The following is a 16,887-nucleotide window of genomic DNA, read 5'->3' as shown; positions in this document are numbered from 1 at the left end:
GGTCTATACGCAAAACCTCTTTTAGATCAAGCCAGTTGGGACGCTAGGGGGAACCGCGCTCCACTCCTCAAAGATTGTTTGCTAAAAGCGTCCCCTTGCTGGTCCAGATAACTGGAAACTGGAACTGAGAGCTAAGAAACGCTCCTGTCGGAACACCATTGCCGCAAGTCTGAGGGTGACAAAAACCAGAGAAGTATTAGAAGCGCAAGGCCATTGGTCGTCATTGTCACAGAAAGCGGAACGTTCAGAAGCGTAACAGGGATCATCGCTCCGGAAATAAGCACGAAGCGAGCGGGCAAATGAGCCGATACAGCATTTGCGAGAGTGAAAACGACGCCGCATCCGAACGAGACGAGAGGCGCGAACACTGGTCCGACCGAAGCGATGCCCTCGGTTGCGAGCAGCGAAGCATTCATGCGTCCCATGTCGAAGGCACGCTCCATCACCAAAGCCAACGGCTCACGATAGGGGCAGGCTGTTAGCCGCTTGACTAAGCCGATCTGGCAAAAGTGGGTCAATGGGTGATCGTGAAAAAATGCCAGATAGTGCTCGAGTGACAGCGAGGGAAAAGCAATGAATCGGAACGCTGGGATCATGAATGCGTCCCATCGCCAACAGGACGCCTTGATCGTTCCCCAGTCGACGCCAGCGATCGCAATTACGCCGATCAACAGCGGCAACAACAGAGATGCCATCACGGCCAGTCGAAGAGTAAGCCATCGTGAGGCAACTGCAACAAACAGCAAGAATGGAGCGGCAAAGAGTGCCGTCTTGGTTAATGTGACGGGATAATAGAGCAATGTCACCATGACTAAGACAGCGCACATTATCCAACGCCGCTGCTCAATAAAGCAAGCGAACGCGAATGGTATGGCCGCTCCGATAAGATTGCCTATGATATAGTTCATTCCGGCAGATCGAACGATGTCATCCCGATGTTCAATCATCCCCTCAATGCCAATCAGATAGAAACCATGGAACGAGCCGGCTACCAGTACGCCCGCGGCAATTATTAGGATGGCTTCGGGCGATCGCTTGGGTAACACGAAAGGACGCCGCTCGATGAAAACGTTTCTCGTTACTAGTGCTGGTATCAAGAACAGAATGAGAGAGAGAACCACCAACCAGAATGCCGCTGCTTGATCATAGTCAAGCATGCTGAATGTGTTGACCCACAAGTAGCCCGTGACAATTGAAAACAAGTAGTATCCGACGAAATATCCGAAATTGAAGCGGGCGAATACGAAGATTGAGCCCAGCAGCATCGCAAGGCAGGCTGGAAGCACAAGGACGGCGGCGCGATCATGAGGCAGGCCGATATGATAGTTATGGGCGTGAAAATATTCGGCCGAGCGCCATAGCAAGAAGTAAAGAGCTCCCACAAAAGAGGCGACGAGCACCAAAAGATAAAGTCTTTCCCGACTGATCAATCGGTCAGCGACAAGGTTTTTGCTCATCTTGCTGCCTCTTTTCGCGCTAGGCCGATGAGCTGCGATCCATACCCTGCGAACGCGAAAAGCAAGATCTCGTTTATGAGATGGCCGTGCGCCATGTCCATGATTGTCACGAAAGCGAAGCTGCAGAGCACAAAGTTGACCTCGGATGATCTATGATCTCGATTTGTCCAAAGTCCTCGCACAACCGATAGGATAACTAGCGCTAGAAAGAATGCTCCGAAGGGACCGAACTCAACTGCCGCTTGCAGAATCGAATTGTGAGGATCTCGTCCCAAACAAGAAATGCCGGCGAAAGAAGACAATCCAATTCCGAGCAGGCCGGCCCTCGGGATAATTTGGAGTGATTGACTTATCAAGGTTCGCCGCATCGAGACCGAATTGTTGGTTTCCCGGCATTCGGGGCCCGCGTTACTTAATCTGATTTGCCGAGAAACTGCCGTCGCCGCGATCGTCGCAGGGTCGGCAGTGCCCGCGAGAGACTGAGCCGGCGGTGTGCTGATGATCTCAGGAGCAGACAGCGATGGAACTGGAAGTAGCGCTTGAAGTAAGAATTCCGCGCTGGCATTTTGACGACAAATTAGCCCGATAACTGTAGATAGCACCACCACGCCAAGGACGGCAAATACGTAGAGTCGCTGCTGTTTCCTGACAATCAACCAACCCAGTGAGAGCGCGAGGCCCAGCGCAATAAAGGTAAAGCGGACTTGTGCAGCGGCGAAAACAGCGATCGGTATTGTTATCGCAATGGCTACGAAAGTCGCCTTTTTGGGTGTCAGGGTGTTCTCGACCACCAAGCCGATAATCAGGATTGCCAAAGAGAAAAGAAAAACGGCTGCCGCATGATCGAATAGACCGAACACTAGAGGTTTGCCATGCCTGTCGCTCCATTGGCTGATCAGGGCAATTGCGCTCACCACCGTGCCGACCAACACAATCATGGATGTCAGAACAATGAATGCACCGTGTTCCCGCCGCCGTGGCCCGAATCGACATGCCGGATAAGCCATAAGTGACAACGCGAAAAGTCCCAGCGATTTTTGCGGTGGAAGCCCATTGGCCACAATCGACGCGATTGCTGTTGCGGCAAAGGCAGAGAAAAACAGGTCAACTTCGTTTTTTTGAAAGTTTGACCATCGGCTAAATCCGAGTAGCCCAACCATCGGTACGCCTAGGAGCGCCGCGGTGATTGCGGGATTTCTTGTGTTTCCCGTCACGCCGGCAACTAAGATGGTGAGTGGCACGCTCGAAATCAGCGCGGCCAAGAAGATCTGCCAACCAACGGATTTCGATATGCATCGCTGAATGATGAGTGGATACAACTAGGAGCCCTCAAATTCTCAACGAAAACTCGTCTAGCATCGAACCCTCAACTGTCAATAACGGCAGCCGTGTGCATCGCAGCATCTTTTCGGATGCAAGCATTTCTCGTGTCTCATCATCAATCCGGTCGATCGATGACAAAGCAGCGCATTACGGCCGATCTGAATTCTTCTTGGATGGTGGTGGATGCTTGGGACGGCTGCTGCGTCAGCCGGTTCGACTGCGCGATCATACAATTTGCCGATGTAGAGCAGCATCGTCCTCGCTTGCACCGGTCTTCCTACTCTGGTACGTGAGCCTTCCATTCTTCGGCAAGCCAGAATGAAAGCCGCGGAACGATCCCTCGCACCGCTTGGCCTGATGATTCCCGCATCGTGGCGGGGACGCTTGTTGTTAATTTGGGTCCACCTCTTCGCCTGCTGCCTGTCGCTGGTCTATGTCGCCCAGTTCTACGGTTACACCGGAGCGGTCGCGTTCGCGCAGGCACGTTTGCCGATGGCGGGGCTGATCGTTCTGCTGCTCGCTGCAGTCGGCGCGCTTTTTGCGTTTGCCCGGTTCGGTTTCGGCTATTTCGTGGGCTTCTATCTGTACACTCTGGTCGTCGGCTATGCGTGGCTCAGCGCGTTCTCGAAATTCCCTTACGATCGGGCACTGCCTGTCGCTTCTGCCATTGTCTCGATCATCGCGTTCCTGGTCCCGGTTCTTTTTATCACCGCGCCCATCAAGCAATATGTTGTATTAAGCGATGATGCAGCGAAGAGGTTGCGGCTGGGCATCCTGATAATCGCGGCCACGACGGTCGCGACCGGCACATTTTACAATTTCAAGCTGGCAAGCATTGACAAAATCTATGACTTCCGGAATGCATTGGAATTTCCTGCTCCCCTACGATACGCAATCGGCATCACTTCAAACGCGCTGCTGCCGTTCGCCTTTGCGAGCTTCATCATGTGCGGCGAACGAGTGAAAGCTGCGATTGCCCTCCTCCTGCTGCTGGTGTTCTATCCTATCACCTTGACCAAGACGACTTTCTTCGCGCCGTTCTGGCTTCTCTTTCTCGCTGTCCTCGCCCGAAGATTCGAACCCAGAGCCGCCATTGTCCTCTCGCTGCTCCTGCCGATCTCAGGCGGACTCTTGCTGATCATTCCTTACAAGCTCGGAGCGATCCCCTACGATCTGTTCATCAAATACTTCTCGACAATCAACTTCCGAATGATCGCGTTTCCCTCGATTGCACTCGACGTCTACAACGACTTCTTTTCGACCCATCAACTAACGCATTTTTGCCAGATCCTTCTGGTCAAGACGCTCCTTGGCTGTGCCTATAGCGACCCACTATCTGTCTTGATGTCCAAGAATTATGAGCTTGGGAACCTGAACGCATCACTGTTTGCCACGGAAGGTATCGCGTCGGTCGGCCCCTTTTCGGCGCCCGTTGCGGCGGTCGCCTGCGGACTGGTCATTTCGCTCGGAAACCGAGCGGCCGCCGGCCTGCGTCCGAGGTTCATCATTCTATCGGGGGGAATGTTGAGCCAAGTGTTCCTGAACGTACCATTGACCACGACGTTGCTGTCGAACGGGGCCCTACTCTTGTTCGTTCTCTGGTATATCACGCCAAGGGCAGTTTTCACCGCCCAGCAGAACGTTCCGGCCGCAACTGCTCATTTACAAGGCCAATGCTAATCGTCGAGGTGTTGCATGTATAATGTTCTGATCACTGGAGGAGCCGGGTTCATCGGCCAAAATCTGGTGCATGCGTGGCGGACAGCTCGTCCAAACGACCGGCTGGTCGTTATGGATGCGATGACATATGCGGCCAACATCCGCAGCCTCGAACCATTGATCACGAACGGCAAGATCGTCTTCGTCAATGGCGACATCAGGGATGCCAGTCTGGTGCGCGCGCTGTTTGACGAGCAGAAGTTCGATCGCGTGCTGCATCTGGCCGCCGAATCACATGTGGACCGTTCCATTGCCGATCCCGAGGCGTTCCTCCAGACCAACGTGCTCGGCACGTTCACCCTGCTTAAGGCGGCTCTCGATGCCTGGCGCGACTCGGACATTATGCATCATGCCCGCTTTCTCCACATCTCGACCGACGAAGTCTACGGATCACTCGGACCCATGGACCCGCCCTTCTCCGAGTCAAGTCCCTATCGTCCGAATTCGCCCTACGCGGCCAGCAAGGCGGCCAGCGACCATCTGGTCCGCTCTTTCGTGGTGACTTACGGGCTCCCGGCACTGATCACCAATTGCTCAAACAATTACGGCCCCTACCAGCATCCGGAAAAACTGATTCCCCTGGTGATCATCCATGCGCTGGAGGGAAAGCCGCTGCCGATCTATGGGGATGGATCGAACATTCGCGACTGGCTGCACGTTTCCGAGCACTGCAGGGCGCTGATGACGGTCATCGAACGGGGATCTCCGGGCGAGACTTACAATGTCGGTGGCGGCAGCGAGCGGAGCAATCGCGAGGTCGTCGGCACGATCTGCGATCTGATCGACCGCGCGTTTGCCGAAAATCCGGCGCTGGCCGCGCGCTTTGCGTCATGCCCGCCGGCCGCCGGTCAATCCTGCCGCTCGCTGATCCGTTATGTCACGGATCGGCCCGGCCACGACCGTCGCTACGCGATCGATGCACGCAAGCTCGCAACCGAACTCGGCGAAAGCTGCAGCATCACTTTCGAGGCCGACCTTGATCAGACAGTACACTGGTACCTCGACCACCAAAGCTGGTGGGGTGAGATCGTAAGCGGCGGCTACAAAGACTGGCTCGACAAGAATTACAGCTTCCGGATCGCGGTCTAGCGGATGCGCATTCTCATACTCAATGCCGACTACCCGCGTTTCCTGGCGTGGCTGTACCGGCGCGAGGCTGCCCTGTCTGAAGCCTCTTACGCTGACCAGATGTCGGCTAGGAACGCGACCCTGTTCGGTGTGGCCGATTTTTACTCGCGCAACTTCGCGGAACTCGGCCATGCCGCGGCGGAGGTCCACGTCAACAACTCATATCTGCAATCGGCCTGGGCGCGTGAACATGGCATGGGGGTCGAAACACCTGCGGAAATCACGTCCGGTATGGGACAGCGGCTCCCTGGCTGGGTGCAACAGGCAGTCATCCCCTTCAAGCCGTTGCTGCGGCCGCTTGCGCGGCGCGTGGGCCTCAGTCCGCGTCTCGATCAGCAGGGCGAACGCATCCTGCTCGCGCAGATCGAGGACTTCCAGCCCGATCTCATTCTCAACCAGGACGTCTTCCATGTCGACACGCGGCTGATCCGCCGAATCAAGGCGGTGTGCAACTCGCTTATTATCGGACAGGTTGGCATTAAGCCGTCCCCCGGCGAAGACTGGGCCGCCTACGACCTAATAGTTTCGCTGTTGCCGACGATCGTCGAGTGGTTCCGTAGACGCGGCATTCGGGCCCAAGTCAACCATCTCGCTTTCGATCCGGTCGTGCTGGAGCGGCTTCCGGCGATGACGGCGGAGGCTCCCGTCGACGTGTCGTTTGTCGGCACGGTCTCCGACGACCATCGACAGCGGATCAAGCTGCTCGAGGCCGTGGCGCAACGGTATGACCTGAAATTGTGGGGCGCGCTTTCGCGAACGCTTCCCGCCTCCTCTCCTTTGCACGCCTGCTTCCAAGGCGAGATCTGGGGCGCCGACATGTACCAGGTGTTGCGGCGGTCGAAGATTACGCTGAATTCGCACATCGACCTCGTCGGCCACCAAGCCGGGAACATGCGTTTGTTCGAGGCGACCGGCGTGGGGACATTCCTGCTCACCGACTTCAAGGACAATCTTCACACCCTGTTCGAGCCCGATCGCGAAGTCGCCGTGTGGCGCACGGTCGACGATTGCCTTAAGACCGTCGAGCGATATCTCAGCGATCCCGGCGGCCGCACCGCCATCGCGCAGGCGGGTCACGCAAAGACCCTGGGCGAACACACCTATCGTCATCGCACGAAAGAAATTCTCAGCTACGTCGAAAGCTTGAGGCTGCGACCATGAAGCTGCCCCCCGCGATCAGGCAAATCGGCAAGCGGGTTGTCAACGCGTCGCCGCTGCTCCGCCGACAGATCCTGACGTCGACCGACTACAATGTGCTTGGCGGGGTCGAGGAAGCCCGGAACGCTCAGGCTTCATCGGGCGGTTGGCTCGCTGCGCGGACCGTGCGCCGCCAGGAGCGGGCCTATCTTGGCCTGATCGCGGCCATGAAGCGGGGAGAGCCGCGGCTCGACCTCAGGGTGGCCGCAGAGGCCGTTGCTGCGACCGGCATCGCGCAGCCTCGATTGCTCGAGGTGGGATGCGGCAGCGGCTACTATTCGGACGTGTTTGATACCTTGGTCAGAGGCGGTCTGCGTTACACCGGCATCGACTATTCAGCCGCGATGATCGAGCGGGCGCATACCAACTACCCTTCCGCAGCCTTCGAGGTTGCCGACGCGACCGCCCTGCCCTATGCCGACGCCGCCTTCGATATCGTGTTCAACGGCGTATCGCTGATGCACATCATCGATTATCCCGCAGCGATCTGCGAGGCGGCGCGGGTCGCCGCCGACTGCTGCATCTTGCACAGCGTGCCGGTGTTCGACGATCATCCAACTACGTATCTGCGGAAATATGCCTATGGCGCGCCCGTGGTCGAGATCGTTTTCAATAGGCAGGAACTGATCGGCTTGTGCGAAGCAGCCGGGCTGCGCCTGGAACGAAGCTGGCCATCCATCCCGTACGACTTGTCCAAGGTGACAGGTCATCATTCAAAAGCAGAGACCTATCTTCTCTCGAAAAGGTAACAATTGAGGTGAGAGGTTGTCGCTATCAACTGAACGTCACAGCGGCGCGACGACGGTCCTGACGTAGGGTCCCACGACGTTGTCGAGAAGCGTCATCTGCTTGATTTGCGACAAACTTGCCCAGCGGTAGGTGCGATCGTCGATCGTCAGCGCGGACGCGTCCTCCACGAACAGGATCATGTTCTCGTTCGACTTCTGCCAGAAGCGGCTGCCTTCCTCATTGTGCTTCGATCTGTAGATCAGACGAATATTGTCGGAGGGATCGAGGCATTCCGCGAACGGCGCGCGGCGAGCGCCTTTCAGGCCGCGGATGTTTTCCCACGTGCTCTGAACGGTCGGGCATAACTGCAGATGGCCTATGTTGCCCGGATCAGCCTTTGCCTGCAGCAGAAACTCCACGCCACGATCTCGCGTTTCCCGGCACAACAACGCGAGAACGCCGCCATCGCTCTGCGTGAAAATCGGCTGGTCCCACCCGGCTATCTCGCGAAGGCCAGGTGCGCTCTGCACCCTGACGCCTTCGATGCGGAAGAATTGTCCGCTCACATTGTAGATATTGCCGCCGTTGTCCTGTCGCCAGTTCGCAACATCGCGCAACGCGATCAAGTGGGCGGCAAACGGTACCTGCTTGCGCCGCCCTTCCAGCCATTCAATCAGTTCGGAAGGGTCACTGGCTTCCGCGTGCAGTGACGCCCGCAGCCTGTCCCTCAGCCAATCAAGGTTCTGGTTCTCGGCCATGCTAGATCTCCGCTCTCACGACATCAATGATTGCATCGACTTCGCCGTCCGTGAGGTGCGGATAGATGGGCAAGGAGAAAACCCTTCGCGCCTTCTTCTCTGCAACGGGGAACTGTCCAGAGCGATAGCCGAGATCGTGATAGCCTCGCATCAGGTGGATGGGCCACCTGTACTGTACGCCGCATTTGAGACCTCGCGCCTGGATTCGGGCCAGGGTCTCGTCGCGCTCACCCGGCGCCTCCACCACGAAAAGGTGGTAGACGTGACGGCCATAGTTGTTCTCGGCCGGCATCTCCAGACCGCAACCTGCAAAGCCGCGCCTGTAACGGGCGGCTACGTTGCGGCGACGCTCGATCCAACCTTCCACCTTCGGCAGCTTCAGCGACAGAATTGCGGCCTGGACCTCGTCCAGCCTCGAATTGAACCCGTGTCTTTCGGCGTAGTAGGTCTGCTCCATCCCATAGAAACGCAACGAACGAGCGAGATCGATGACCGCCTGATCGCCGCTGAGCACCATTCCGCCGTCGCCGTAGCCGCCGAGCAGCTTGGTCGGATAGAACGAGAACGAGGACGCATGACCGATGCTGCCCGACTGACGCCCCTTGTAGAGCGCGCCTTGCGACTGCGCGCAGTCCTCCATCACCTTGAGCCCGTGCCGCTCGGCCAGCGCCATCAGGGGGTCCAGATCGACGCACTGGCCATATAAGTGGACCGGGATGATCGCCTTCGTGCGTGGCGTGATTGCCGCCTCAACCTGTTCGACATCCATCAGGAAATCATTGTCCCGGATATCGACGAAGACTGGCCGTGCGCCGAGCGTCCGGATCGCCGATACGGTCGGAACCGCGGTGTTCGGCACCGTGATGACCTCGTCGCGGGCCTTCACGCCAAGCGCGGCGAGCGCAATATAGATCGCGTCAGTGCCGCTGTTGACGCCGACGCCTCCCGTCACTCCGACGGTTTCGGCCATCTGACGTTCGAACGCCAGCCCCTCCGGCCCGAGAATCAACTGGCCCGATCTGAACACACGATCGACTGCCGCGAGAATTTCGTCCCGCAACTCGTCATATTCACGTCCGTATTCCCAAAACGGCGGCAGCATTGGTCACCACTGATTCATGGTTCTTGACGCTCTGAAGTAGGTTCAAAGACGAACTAGCAAACCTCAACTTGAATGTCGACAGCGGCGGCTTCGACGGATCACGGCCAACGGCATCGATCGAAAGGTCCTGCCGTGCCCCCGAACACGGACGCCAGTCGGGCGCGCGGCTTCTCAGCGCGCAACTCCTTTGTAGACGAAAAAGGCCCGGCCGGTCACGATGTCGAGCAACTGCAAAATGCGCGTTGCCAGATTTCGCGCCTTGCCCTCCAGATATTTCCTGAGACCGACAATCGATGACCGCCCATGCGGCTTCATTTTGGGAACATCGATGAACGCGCTGGTACGTCTTTCGATCTCGAGCAACTCATTGACGTAGGGCTTGTAGATGTGTTCGCGCGCGTCCGTGCAGAAAGGCGCCCGATAGCGCCGGTGATTGTTAAAAATGAACCAGCCCAGCCCCTTCTTCAGCCCCTGAAAATGGAAAAATATCAACGGATGCGCCTTGTCGATGAGGACCGCGTCGTCGCCGAAATCGATGCGATAATTGCCGATGTTCCAGGGAGCCAGGTTCGCTCCAATGTTATCGACGACCTTCACCCGCGCCGACAGGCCGGGAAAGGCATCAAGATAGCCCTGGTCGGCAAAGCGCCCGTTGTCCACGTAATCATAGCACCATTCGATGCACTTCTTTCGCCACCACTCGATGACCGCCCGACCGTCCGGTTCGTTGCGAACGCCAACCCAGCCGACATTGTAAGTGCCGAACTTCTTCAGCCGCGCGATCTTCCGGGTATAGCGGTGGGGAATGATCGCGACCGACGAGCCTACGAGCTCCTGATAGATCGGCTCGGGCGATGCGTAAAAATATAGATCGCCGTCGAGATACGTCACCCATTCCGCGTCTTGCTCTCGTTTCAGCACGAAGAGCATCCAGGCGGGCGAACAGGTGAAGAAATATTCGATCATGCTGCGCGTCGACCGCGTCGCCGTCACCTCAGGATCAGCGGCCTCGAAATCGGCGAGTCGGCACGGCACGAGATGCGGAAGGTCGAGGGCTAAGAGTGCGCGGTAGCAGATGTCGTTGAGACAAAGCACCCACAACCGCGCACCGGGCGCATGCCGTTGCAGCGACTGATACAGGGCGATGCCTCGCGGCAGGTAGTTGTGGTCAAAGTAAGTGCAGTAGACGCGCTTCGCCATGGTGCCCTGTCGGTCAGCCGGAAGGGACGCGGCGGGTGGAACGTCGTGCCGGAGACGCCCCCGCTCCATTCCTAGCCCGGAGATGGAGGCCTCGCAATCAGCCTAGATCCAGCCTAAAACCTTGCAACAATTAACGATTTCCTCTAGGTACGTTGTCGGCGTCGGCACGGTTGGCCCTGACCTTTGAGTTGGCTCCGGCGCGTGCTAACGGACCACCTGAGCGGCCGTGAACAATCGACATAGAGTGCGAGCACATGAAACGCAAAGGTATTATTCTGGCTGGCGGTCGGGGAACCCGGCTCTATCCGTTGACGCTAGCGACCTCGAAGCAATTGCTGCCGATCTACGACAAGCCGCTGGTCTACTATCCCCTGTCCACCCTGATGCTTGCCGGAATCCGCGAGCTGCTGATCATCACCACTCCGGAAGAGATCGATCAGTTTAAACGGCTGCTCGGCGATGGCCGGCAGTGGGGAATCGAGCTGTCCTTCGCCGTCCAGGATCATCCCGGCGGCATCGCACAGGCATTCCTGATCGGCCAACAATTCTTGGCAGGCAGCCCCTGCGCGCTGATCCTGGGCGACAACATTTTCTATGGCGACAATCTAAGCGCCCTGCTGCGCGATTCCGCCGAGCAGACGCGTGGTGCAACGGTGTTCGCGAGCTGGGTCGACGATCCCGAACGCTATGGCGTGATCGAGTTTGACGCATCGCACTGTCCGGTGGGAATCATTGAGAAGCCAAAGGCGCCGAAATCCAACTATGCCGTGACGGGCCTTTATTTCTATGACGAGCGCGTCGTCGACGTCGCTCGCGAGATCAAGCCTTCGGCGCGCGGGGAACTTGAGATCACCGACGTCAATCAATGGTATCTTGACCGCGGCGAGCTTCGCGCCGAGCGCTTTGGTCGCGGTTATGCATGGCTCGACGCTGGCACCCACGAATCACTTCTGGAAGCCTCCGAGTTCATCTACATCGTGGAAAAGCGGCAGGGACTGAAGATCGCCTGCCCCGAGGAAGTCGCCTTCATCCAGGGCTTCATCGACGCTCAACAGCTCGTGAAGCTTGCCGAGCCGTTGAAGAATACGGCCTACGGCAAATATCTCATCCGCCAGGCCGCACTTCAGGAGTAGAATCGTCAGTCCGCTAGTCCGGAATGGACGTCATGAGTGGCTCGCGCACGCCACGCAACCAGATCACGCCGGCGACAAGGCCCATCGCGAACAGCCATAGCACGCTTTCGCCGACGAGACGTGGGAAGCCCGCAAGCGGCAGAGAGGACCTGATGAACGCGCCGAGGCCGTACCCGAGGAGAATGATAGCCGCGGCGACAACTCCGCTGAACAGCAGGTGACGAAATGCATTCTGCAGGGTCTGGCGCATGACGATGAGGCCGAGCACGCCCATCTGAACCAGCAGGTCGCTCAGGACGATCGCAATGGCCGCTCCCAACAGTCCCAGCAGGGGGATCAGCGTGACGGAGAGAACGAGGAAGGCAACGAGCTGTAGGCCCTTCGTGCGAACGAGAAGGTCCCGGCGATTGCTGTAGTTGGCGAAGGAGAGCGCGAGCAGCGATGGGGCCGTGGCGACGGAGCCAAGCAGCAGGCTCGCCGTGAGCGGGGCGTCGTAGGGAACGCTGCCGTGCGTCCATAAGGCGAAGAAGTCGGGCCAGAACGGCAGGAGACCCGATACGATAAGGCTGCAGAGTACCGTGATAAGCAGCGAGCCCCGCGCAAAGAGCTGGCGCAGACGCTCCCTGTCCCCGAGGGCGTGGTCGTGCCCGAGTTCGGCGGCGAGCGGCAGGCTGACCTGGACGCACAATCCTCTCAAGAGCCCGACGACCACCCTCGTCAGTCCCCACTGCGCCACAGCAATGCGATCGATCAGGAGGGCGCTGACCAAGAGCACGGGTGCGTTGAGCAGCGCGAGTTCGGTCACGTTGGCAACCGCGAACGGAAACGCCAGCCGGAATTGCCCGGCCGACCAGCGCAAAGACTGACGCCGGAACACGAGCGCCTGCTTTCGGCGAAGAAACGGAAAGAGGCGCGGCGCATCGATTGTGACGAGGAAGAGAGCCATCGCAACCTGCGTCGAGAGGAAGGCGACGGCGACGGCGACCAGCGTACCAAACGTCAGGATGGCAGCGAGCTGAGCCACCTGTGCGACGAACATGGCGCTATTCTGAAGCCACACCGCGCGACCATACTCGCCACGCGCCCGGTACAACGCCGACACCAGATTGGACGGCAGGATGAGCAGCACGCCGATCGTCATGATCGGAAGGGCAGCATCGAAGTCCCCGACTCCCTGGAATCCCAGCACGGCCGACGGCGGCGCAAGTTGCGTGAGCGCCAGCACGACAACGCTGAGCGCGCCGGCAACGGCGAAATAGATCCGCCGTATGCGCCCGTAGAAGCTTGCCGTGCGCCCATCGGGGTCGACGCTCGAGTTGAAGCTCAGGAAGCGGTTGATCGCGTGGAGCTGCAGGCCGGCATCTGCGACGAGCATAAGGTTTCCGGCGGCGACGATTGCCAGCCAGGCCGCGAGCACCTCGCTGCTCCAGAAATGCAGGAAGACCGGCACGAGGAGGACTTGTTGCGTGATGCCCAACGCCAGCTGGACCAGATTTGCCGACCAGCCTTGAACAAGGCGGCGAACCCGGCTATGACCCCCGGGATCGGCCGACCCAAAGCTTCCGCTCGCATCGGTTTTTTGCTTCAAGGCCATCTCTCTCCACGGGAGCGAGCTAGCAGCCTGGTGGATGGATGTCGATATGATTCCGGCGAGACCTCGAAGGTTGGATGAGTGAGGAATGGGATCCGAGTTCATACCTTTTAATCGGCCGCATCTGACCGGAAACGAGCTTGGCTATATCGAGCAGGCGCAACGGAATTTCCACTTGTCGGGAGACGGTCCATTCACAAAGCGCTGCCACGAATGGCTCGAGCGGAAGACCGGATCTGCCAAGGCGCTGCTGACGCACTCCTGCACGTCCGCTCTCGACCTTGCCGCATTGATGCTCGACCTCAAGAGCGGCGACGAAGTCATCGTGCCCTCCTTTACCTTTGTCTCGACCGCGAACGCATTCGTTCTTCGCGGTGCGGTGCCCGTGTTCGTCGATGTTCGCGAAGACACGCTTAACCTGGACGAGCGGCAGATCGAAGCCGCGATCACGTCGCACACGCGCGCGATCGCCCCCGTGCATTACGCCGGCGTCAGCTGCAACATGGACCCGATCCTGGCGATCGCCGAGCGCCACAACCTCAGCATTGTCGAGGATGCCGCCCAGGGCATCATGGCCGACTACAAGGGACGCCCGCTCGGGGCGATCGGGCGCATCGGAAGCTTCAGCTTTCATGAGACCAAGAACATCATGTCCGGCGAAGGCGGATGTATCCTGGTGAACGATCCCGAATTCGACACTGCCGCCGAGATCATGCGAGAGAAAGGGACCGACCGCAGCCGGTTCTTCCGCGGCGAGGTGGACAAGTACAACTGGCAGGATGTCGGCTCCTCCTTCCTGCCGAACGAGATCACCGCGGCGTTTCTCTGGGCCCAACTCGAGCAGGCAGAGCGCATCACGGCCGAGCGCCTAGCGATCTGGAATCGCTACCATGACATGCTCGCCGGGTTAGAGCAGCGGGCCGTGCTGCGCCGGCCCATCGTGCCTGACGCCTGCCGCCAGAACGGACACATGTACTACGTCCTACTGGCACCGGAGATCGACCGCGGCGCAGTCCTGGCCACGCTCAAGGAGCGCGGAATTCACGCGGTGTTCCATTATGTGCCGCTTCACTCGTCGCCGGCAGGGCGGCGGTTTGGCCGCGCGGCCGGCGAGCTCAAGATCACGACTTCGGTCTCGGAGCGACTGATCAGGCTGCCGTTCTGGATCGGTTTGAGCGAATCGCAGCAGCAGCGGGTCTGCGAAATGCTGCGGGACATTCTCTTGCGCTGATCCGGTGCGTAGCCCTGGTTGCTACGGCTTCACCGTATTGGCTCGCTCGCACGCATCAGCAGCAGCCTTCAGGTTTCGCACCGGCTTGTAAAGGCGCTGCTCGAATTTGACCGGCGCGAAGGCCCGGACGGACTGGACCGCCCCGACTTCCTTGTAGTCGCGCAGGACGTCGATTCCGAACGGACTGAGCTCGTCAAACGAAAATGAATCCCGCGAGCCGGGCTCCGTCAGCAGCCAAGACGAGACGAGCTGTGCGCACCCGACGTTTGCCAACGCAGCTTTCAGGAAATTGCTGCTGCCGGGATATCCGGCACTCAGCCAGGCGGCGCCGGGGGCCTCCCCCCCAAGAGCATAGACAGCGCCGGGACTAACGCCGCTCAAATCGATCACGGGGCTACCCGGCGCAAATCCGTTGTCGGCCGCAATGGTCTTGAGGTTATGAACATAGGCTGCCGCTTCAGAATTCAGCAGAAGGTGTTGATTGCCGATGCCGAATTCGGTCACCGTATTCTGCATCCGTAAGGGTGCGATCTGGCGATAGGGATGCTCTGCTGAAGCAGACAGAATTCCAACCGTTGCAAGCAAGGCCGCCGCAAGGACGGGGTTAAGGCGCCGGGAGAGAGCCCCCTCTTTCGCACCCGGCGCGGTGTTGAGCACGACAGCTGCCAACAGCCAGAAAAATCCGGCTCGCGCGCCCTGTTGCCAATAATTGTTGTTGGTCCCAACGGCGTATACATACGGCAGGACGACAAAGAATGCGGTGGTCGCAAGGATCTCCCGCGAAAGAAGCGCACTCCTCCGCTGCGAAAAGGGCAGTGCCGCGACGACTGTCGCAAACAGGATCGCGCAGAATAGCAATGGCTGAAAGGGCTCGTACGAGATCGTCGGAGTCATCCACCCGAGACTCACACTGACCACAACTGTTGAAGCAATCGCGGCGATGATCGCGGACGCGATCCTGAGCGCCGATATCGCACTGGCGGTGAGCGCGATCAGGACGAAAGCCAGGACGAGGAGCTTGCCAAAATTGTTGCGCTGCTCCTGGCTTAGGGTAAAGACATCCAGGTGAAACAGATTTCCGACGGACTGACCGGCCGCCATCACAGCGCTGAACTCGAAGCCATGCTGCATCCGGGCTACAAACCCTTGGGGCGAGCCATCGACGGCGATCGCGACGAAGATCAGGATCAGCAGTGCGGTCACAATGGACGCGAGCAATCCGCGAATCGAGAATTTGCCGACTGCAACCGTGAATGCGAGCACGAGGGCGCCGAGAAGAGCCGCCGCGGGCGGCTTGGCAAGAAAGGCCAACGCACCTCCCGCTCCGACGACAACCCATCCGCCGAGGCTCAGTCGTGTTAAAGCGCGGCTGCTCAGGAGCACCCCGACGGAGGTAATCATCAAGGATACGAACGTAAGGGAATTGTAATTCGGAGTCGGCAGCCACAGGTCAAAAAAGGTTAACGAGCCGCTAGCGATTACTAGCGCGGCGGCGAATAGACGGCCCGCCGGTACATCTGATTTCCCAGATGGACTTGCGAGCAGCGTGTGGAGGGTAGTGAAAGACAGTAGGAAGCCACAACAAAAAATGATCAATACGTTTGCTTGCCTGAGCAGCACAACATCCTGTCCGACAAGTCGGAATAGAGGATTATATACAAATCCAAACTGCGAAATCGATGCGCGATACTCTTGCGGAACTGCAATCCAGTTCAAATAAAAACCTTCGTCGGTGAAATCGAGCCCGTGCTGGCAGAGGCGCAGGATCCAAATCAGAACGGAGAAGCTAGCAATCAAGCATGCGCAAAGGGCCGTTGCTTCGAACACCTTCGCCGATCGCACACTTCGCATATTTTCTGTTGCGGTCGATGACCTTTGAGCGTTGAGCAAGGTTAAATCCGAAGGCGCAATTCGTTGATCTCGGGTGCTGACCGAACTCGATGCGAACATCGAAGACCGACACACATCTAGCAGGTGATGTTGCGGTTCACCACGCCAAATCACATATGTCCTGACAACAATCCAGTCCATGTCTGCAGTCGCGGTATAGTTTTTTGATTGCTTTTCGAGAGGCCATACGGTTATAGGTCAGTCGAGGTACTTACCTTTCCGCTTTGATGACCGCCATGGACCGCATAGATCACGTTCGGCCGCACGATGGGCATACGCGGTGTCCAGGTCTATTGCGCCGACTATCGCTGCAGCCACACCGTTGCGCTGAGCGCCGGCATCGACGCGCGATGACCCGCCTCGACTAAGTGCAATTCTTGAAGTACTCGATTGCTCGTTCTCCCGGCTTGCGACGAGGGTCCTACATCG

The 16,887-nt window shown here is 58.5% G+C and carries 13 protein-coding genes; 6 read left to right on the top strand and 7 right to left on the bottom strand.

The features are described from left to right. Positions 1-131 precede the first annotated feature (131 nt). Both AC0L2O_RS19290 and AC0L2O_RS19285 read right to left on the bottom strand, forming a co-directional pair. A complete protein-coding gene (locus tag AC0L2O_RS19290) occupies positions 132-1,457 on the bottom strand; it encodes a hypothetical protein (protein WP_473370804.1) in 1,326 nt (441 codons plus the stop codon). Then, a complete protein-coding gene (locus AC0L2O_RS19285) occupies positions 1,454-2,719 on the bottom strand; it encodes an O-antigen ligase family protein (RefSeq protein WP_473370803.1) in 1,266 nt (421 codons plus the stop codon). The genes AC0L2O_RS19290 and AC0L2O_RS19285 overlap by 4 nt, the downstream gene beginning before the upstream one ends. 379 nt (positions 2,720-3,098) lie before the next feature. Here AC0L2O_RS19285 and AC0L2O_RS19280 point away from each other — a divergent pair, with 379 nt between their 5' ends. Genes AC0L2O_RS19280 through AC0L2O_RS19265 form a run of 4 tightly spaced genes read left to right on the top strand, consistent with a single transcriptional unit; the run spans position 3,099 to position 7,573 of the window. Continuing rightward, positions 3,099-4,460 carry a hypothetical protein gene (locus tag AC0L2O_RS19280; protein WP_473370802.1) on the top strand — a complete coding sequence of 454 codons (1,362 nt, stop codon included), beginning with the start codon at positions 3,099-3,101 and terminating at the stop codon, positions 4,458-4,460. 15 nt (positions 4,461-4,475) lie between these two features. After that, a complete protein-coding gene (gene rfbB / locus AC0L2O_RS19275) occupies positions 4,476-5,588 on the top strand; it encodes a dTDP-glucose 4,6-dehydratase (protein ID WP_473370801.1) in 1,113 nt (370 codons plus the stop codon). A 3-nt stretch (positions 5,589-5,591) separates the two neighbouring features. Then, positions 5,592-6,788, top strand: coding sequence for a CgeB family protein (locus AC0L2O_RS19270; RefSeq protein ID WP_473370800.1), 1,197 nt, complete (start codon positions 5,592-5,594; stop codon positions 6,786-6,788). Further along, positions 6,785-7,573, top strand: a complete 789-nt coding sequence (locus AC0L2O_RS19265; RefSeq protein ID WP_473370799.1) for a class I SAM-dependent methyltransferase — start codon at positions 6,785-6,787, stop codon at positions 7,571-7,573. The genes AC0L2O_RS19270 and AC0L2O_RS19265 overlap by 4 nt, the downstream gene beginning before the upstream one ends. A 36-nt stretch (positions 7,574-7,609) precedes the next feature. Here the strand turns inward: AC0L2O_RS19265 and AC0L2O_RS19260 are convergent, their stop codons facing one another. The 3 genes from AC0L2O_RS19260 to AC0L2O_RS19250 form a co-directional block, all read right to left on the bottom strand. Further along, positions 7,610-8,311, bottom strand: coding sequence for an NDP-hexose 2,3-dehydratase family protein (locus AC0L2O_RS19260; protein WP_473370798.1), 702 nt, complete (start codon positions 8,309-8,311; stop codon positions 7,610-7,612). Position 8,312: 1 nt separating this feature from the next. Beyond that, positions 8,313-9,413, bottom strand: a complete 1,101-nt coding sequence (locus AC0L2O_RS19255) for a DegT/DnrJ/EryC1/StrS family aminotransferase (protein WP_473370797.1) — start codon at positions 9,411-9,413, stop codon at positions 8,313-8,315. 171 nt (positions 9,414-9,584) lie between these two features. Then, positions 9,585-10,613, bottom strand: coding sequence for a hypothetical protein (locus AC0L2O_RS19250; RefSeq protein ID WP_473370796.1), 1,029 nt, complete (start codon positions 10,611-10,613; stop codon positions 9,585-9,587). 254 nt (positions 10,614-10,867) lie between these two features. Here AC0L2O_RS19250 and rfbA point away from each other — a divergent pair, with 254 nt between their 5' ends. Further along, a complete protein-coding gene (gene rfbA / locus AC0L2O_RS19245) occupies positions 10,868-11,746 on the top strand; it encodes a glucose-1-phosphate thymidylyltransferase RfbA (RefSeq protein ID WP_473370795.1) in 879 nt (292 codons plus the stop codon). Between the two features lie 13 nt (positions 11,747-11,759). Here rfbA and AC0L2O_RS19240 read toward each other — a convergent pair whose 3' ends face one another. Then, positions 11,760-13,334: a lipopolysaccharide biosynthesis protein gene (locus tag AC0L2O_RS19240; protein WP_473370794.1), complete on the bottom strand. Its 1,575-nt coding sequence runs from the start codon at positions 13,332-13,334 to the stop codon at positions 11,760-11,762. Between the two features lie 91 nt (positions 13,335-13,425). Here AC0L2O_RS19240 and rffA point away from each other — a divergent pair, with 91 nt between their 5' ends. Next, complete coding sequence (gene rffA / locus AC0L2O_RS19235; RefSeq protein WP_473370793.1) at positions 13,426-14,568, top strand: dTDP-4-amino-4,6-dideoxygalactose transaminase; 1,143 nt, start codon at positions 13,426-13,428, stop codon at positions 14,566-14,568. 21 nt (positions 14,569-14,589) lie between these two features. Here rffA and AC0L2O_RS19230 read toward each other — a convergent pair whose 3' ends face one another. Then, on the bottom strand, positions 14,590-16,599 hold the full coding sequence (locus AC0L2O_RS19230) for a hypothetical protein (RefSeq protein ID WP_473370792.1): 2,010 nt from the start codon (positions 16,597-16,599) through the stop codon (positions 14,590-14,592). Between the last annotated feature and the right edge of the window lie 288 nt (positions 16,600-16,887).

It is taken from the genome of Bradyrhizobium sp. Kon10, from assembly GCF_055807395.1.
This window is presented reverse-complemented; position numbering and strand designations above follow the sequence as displayed.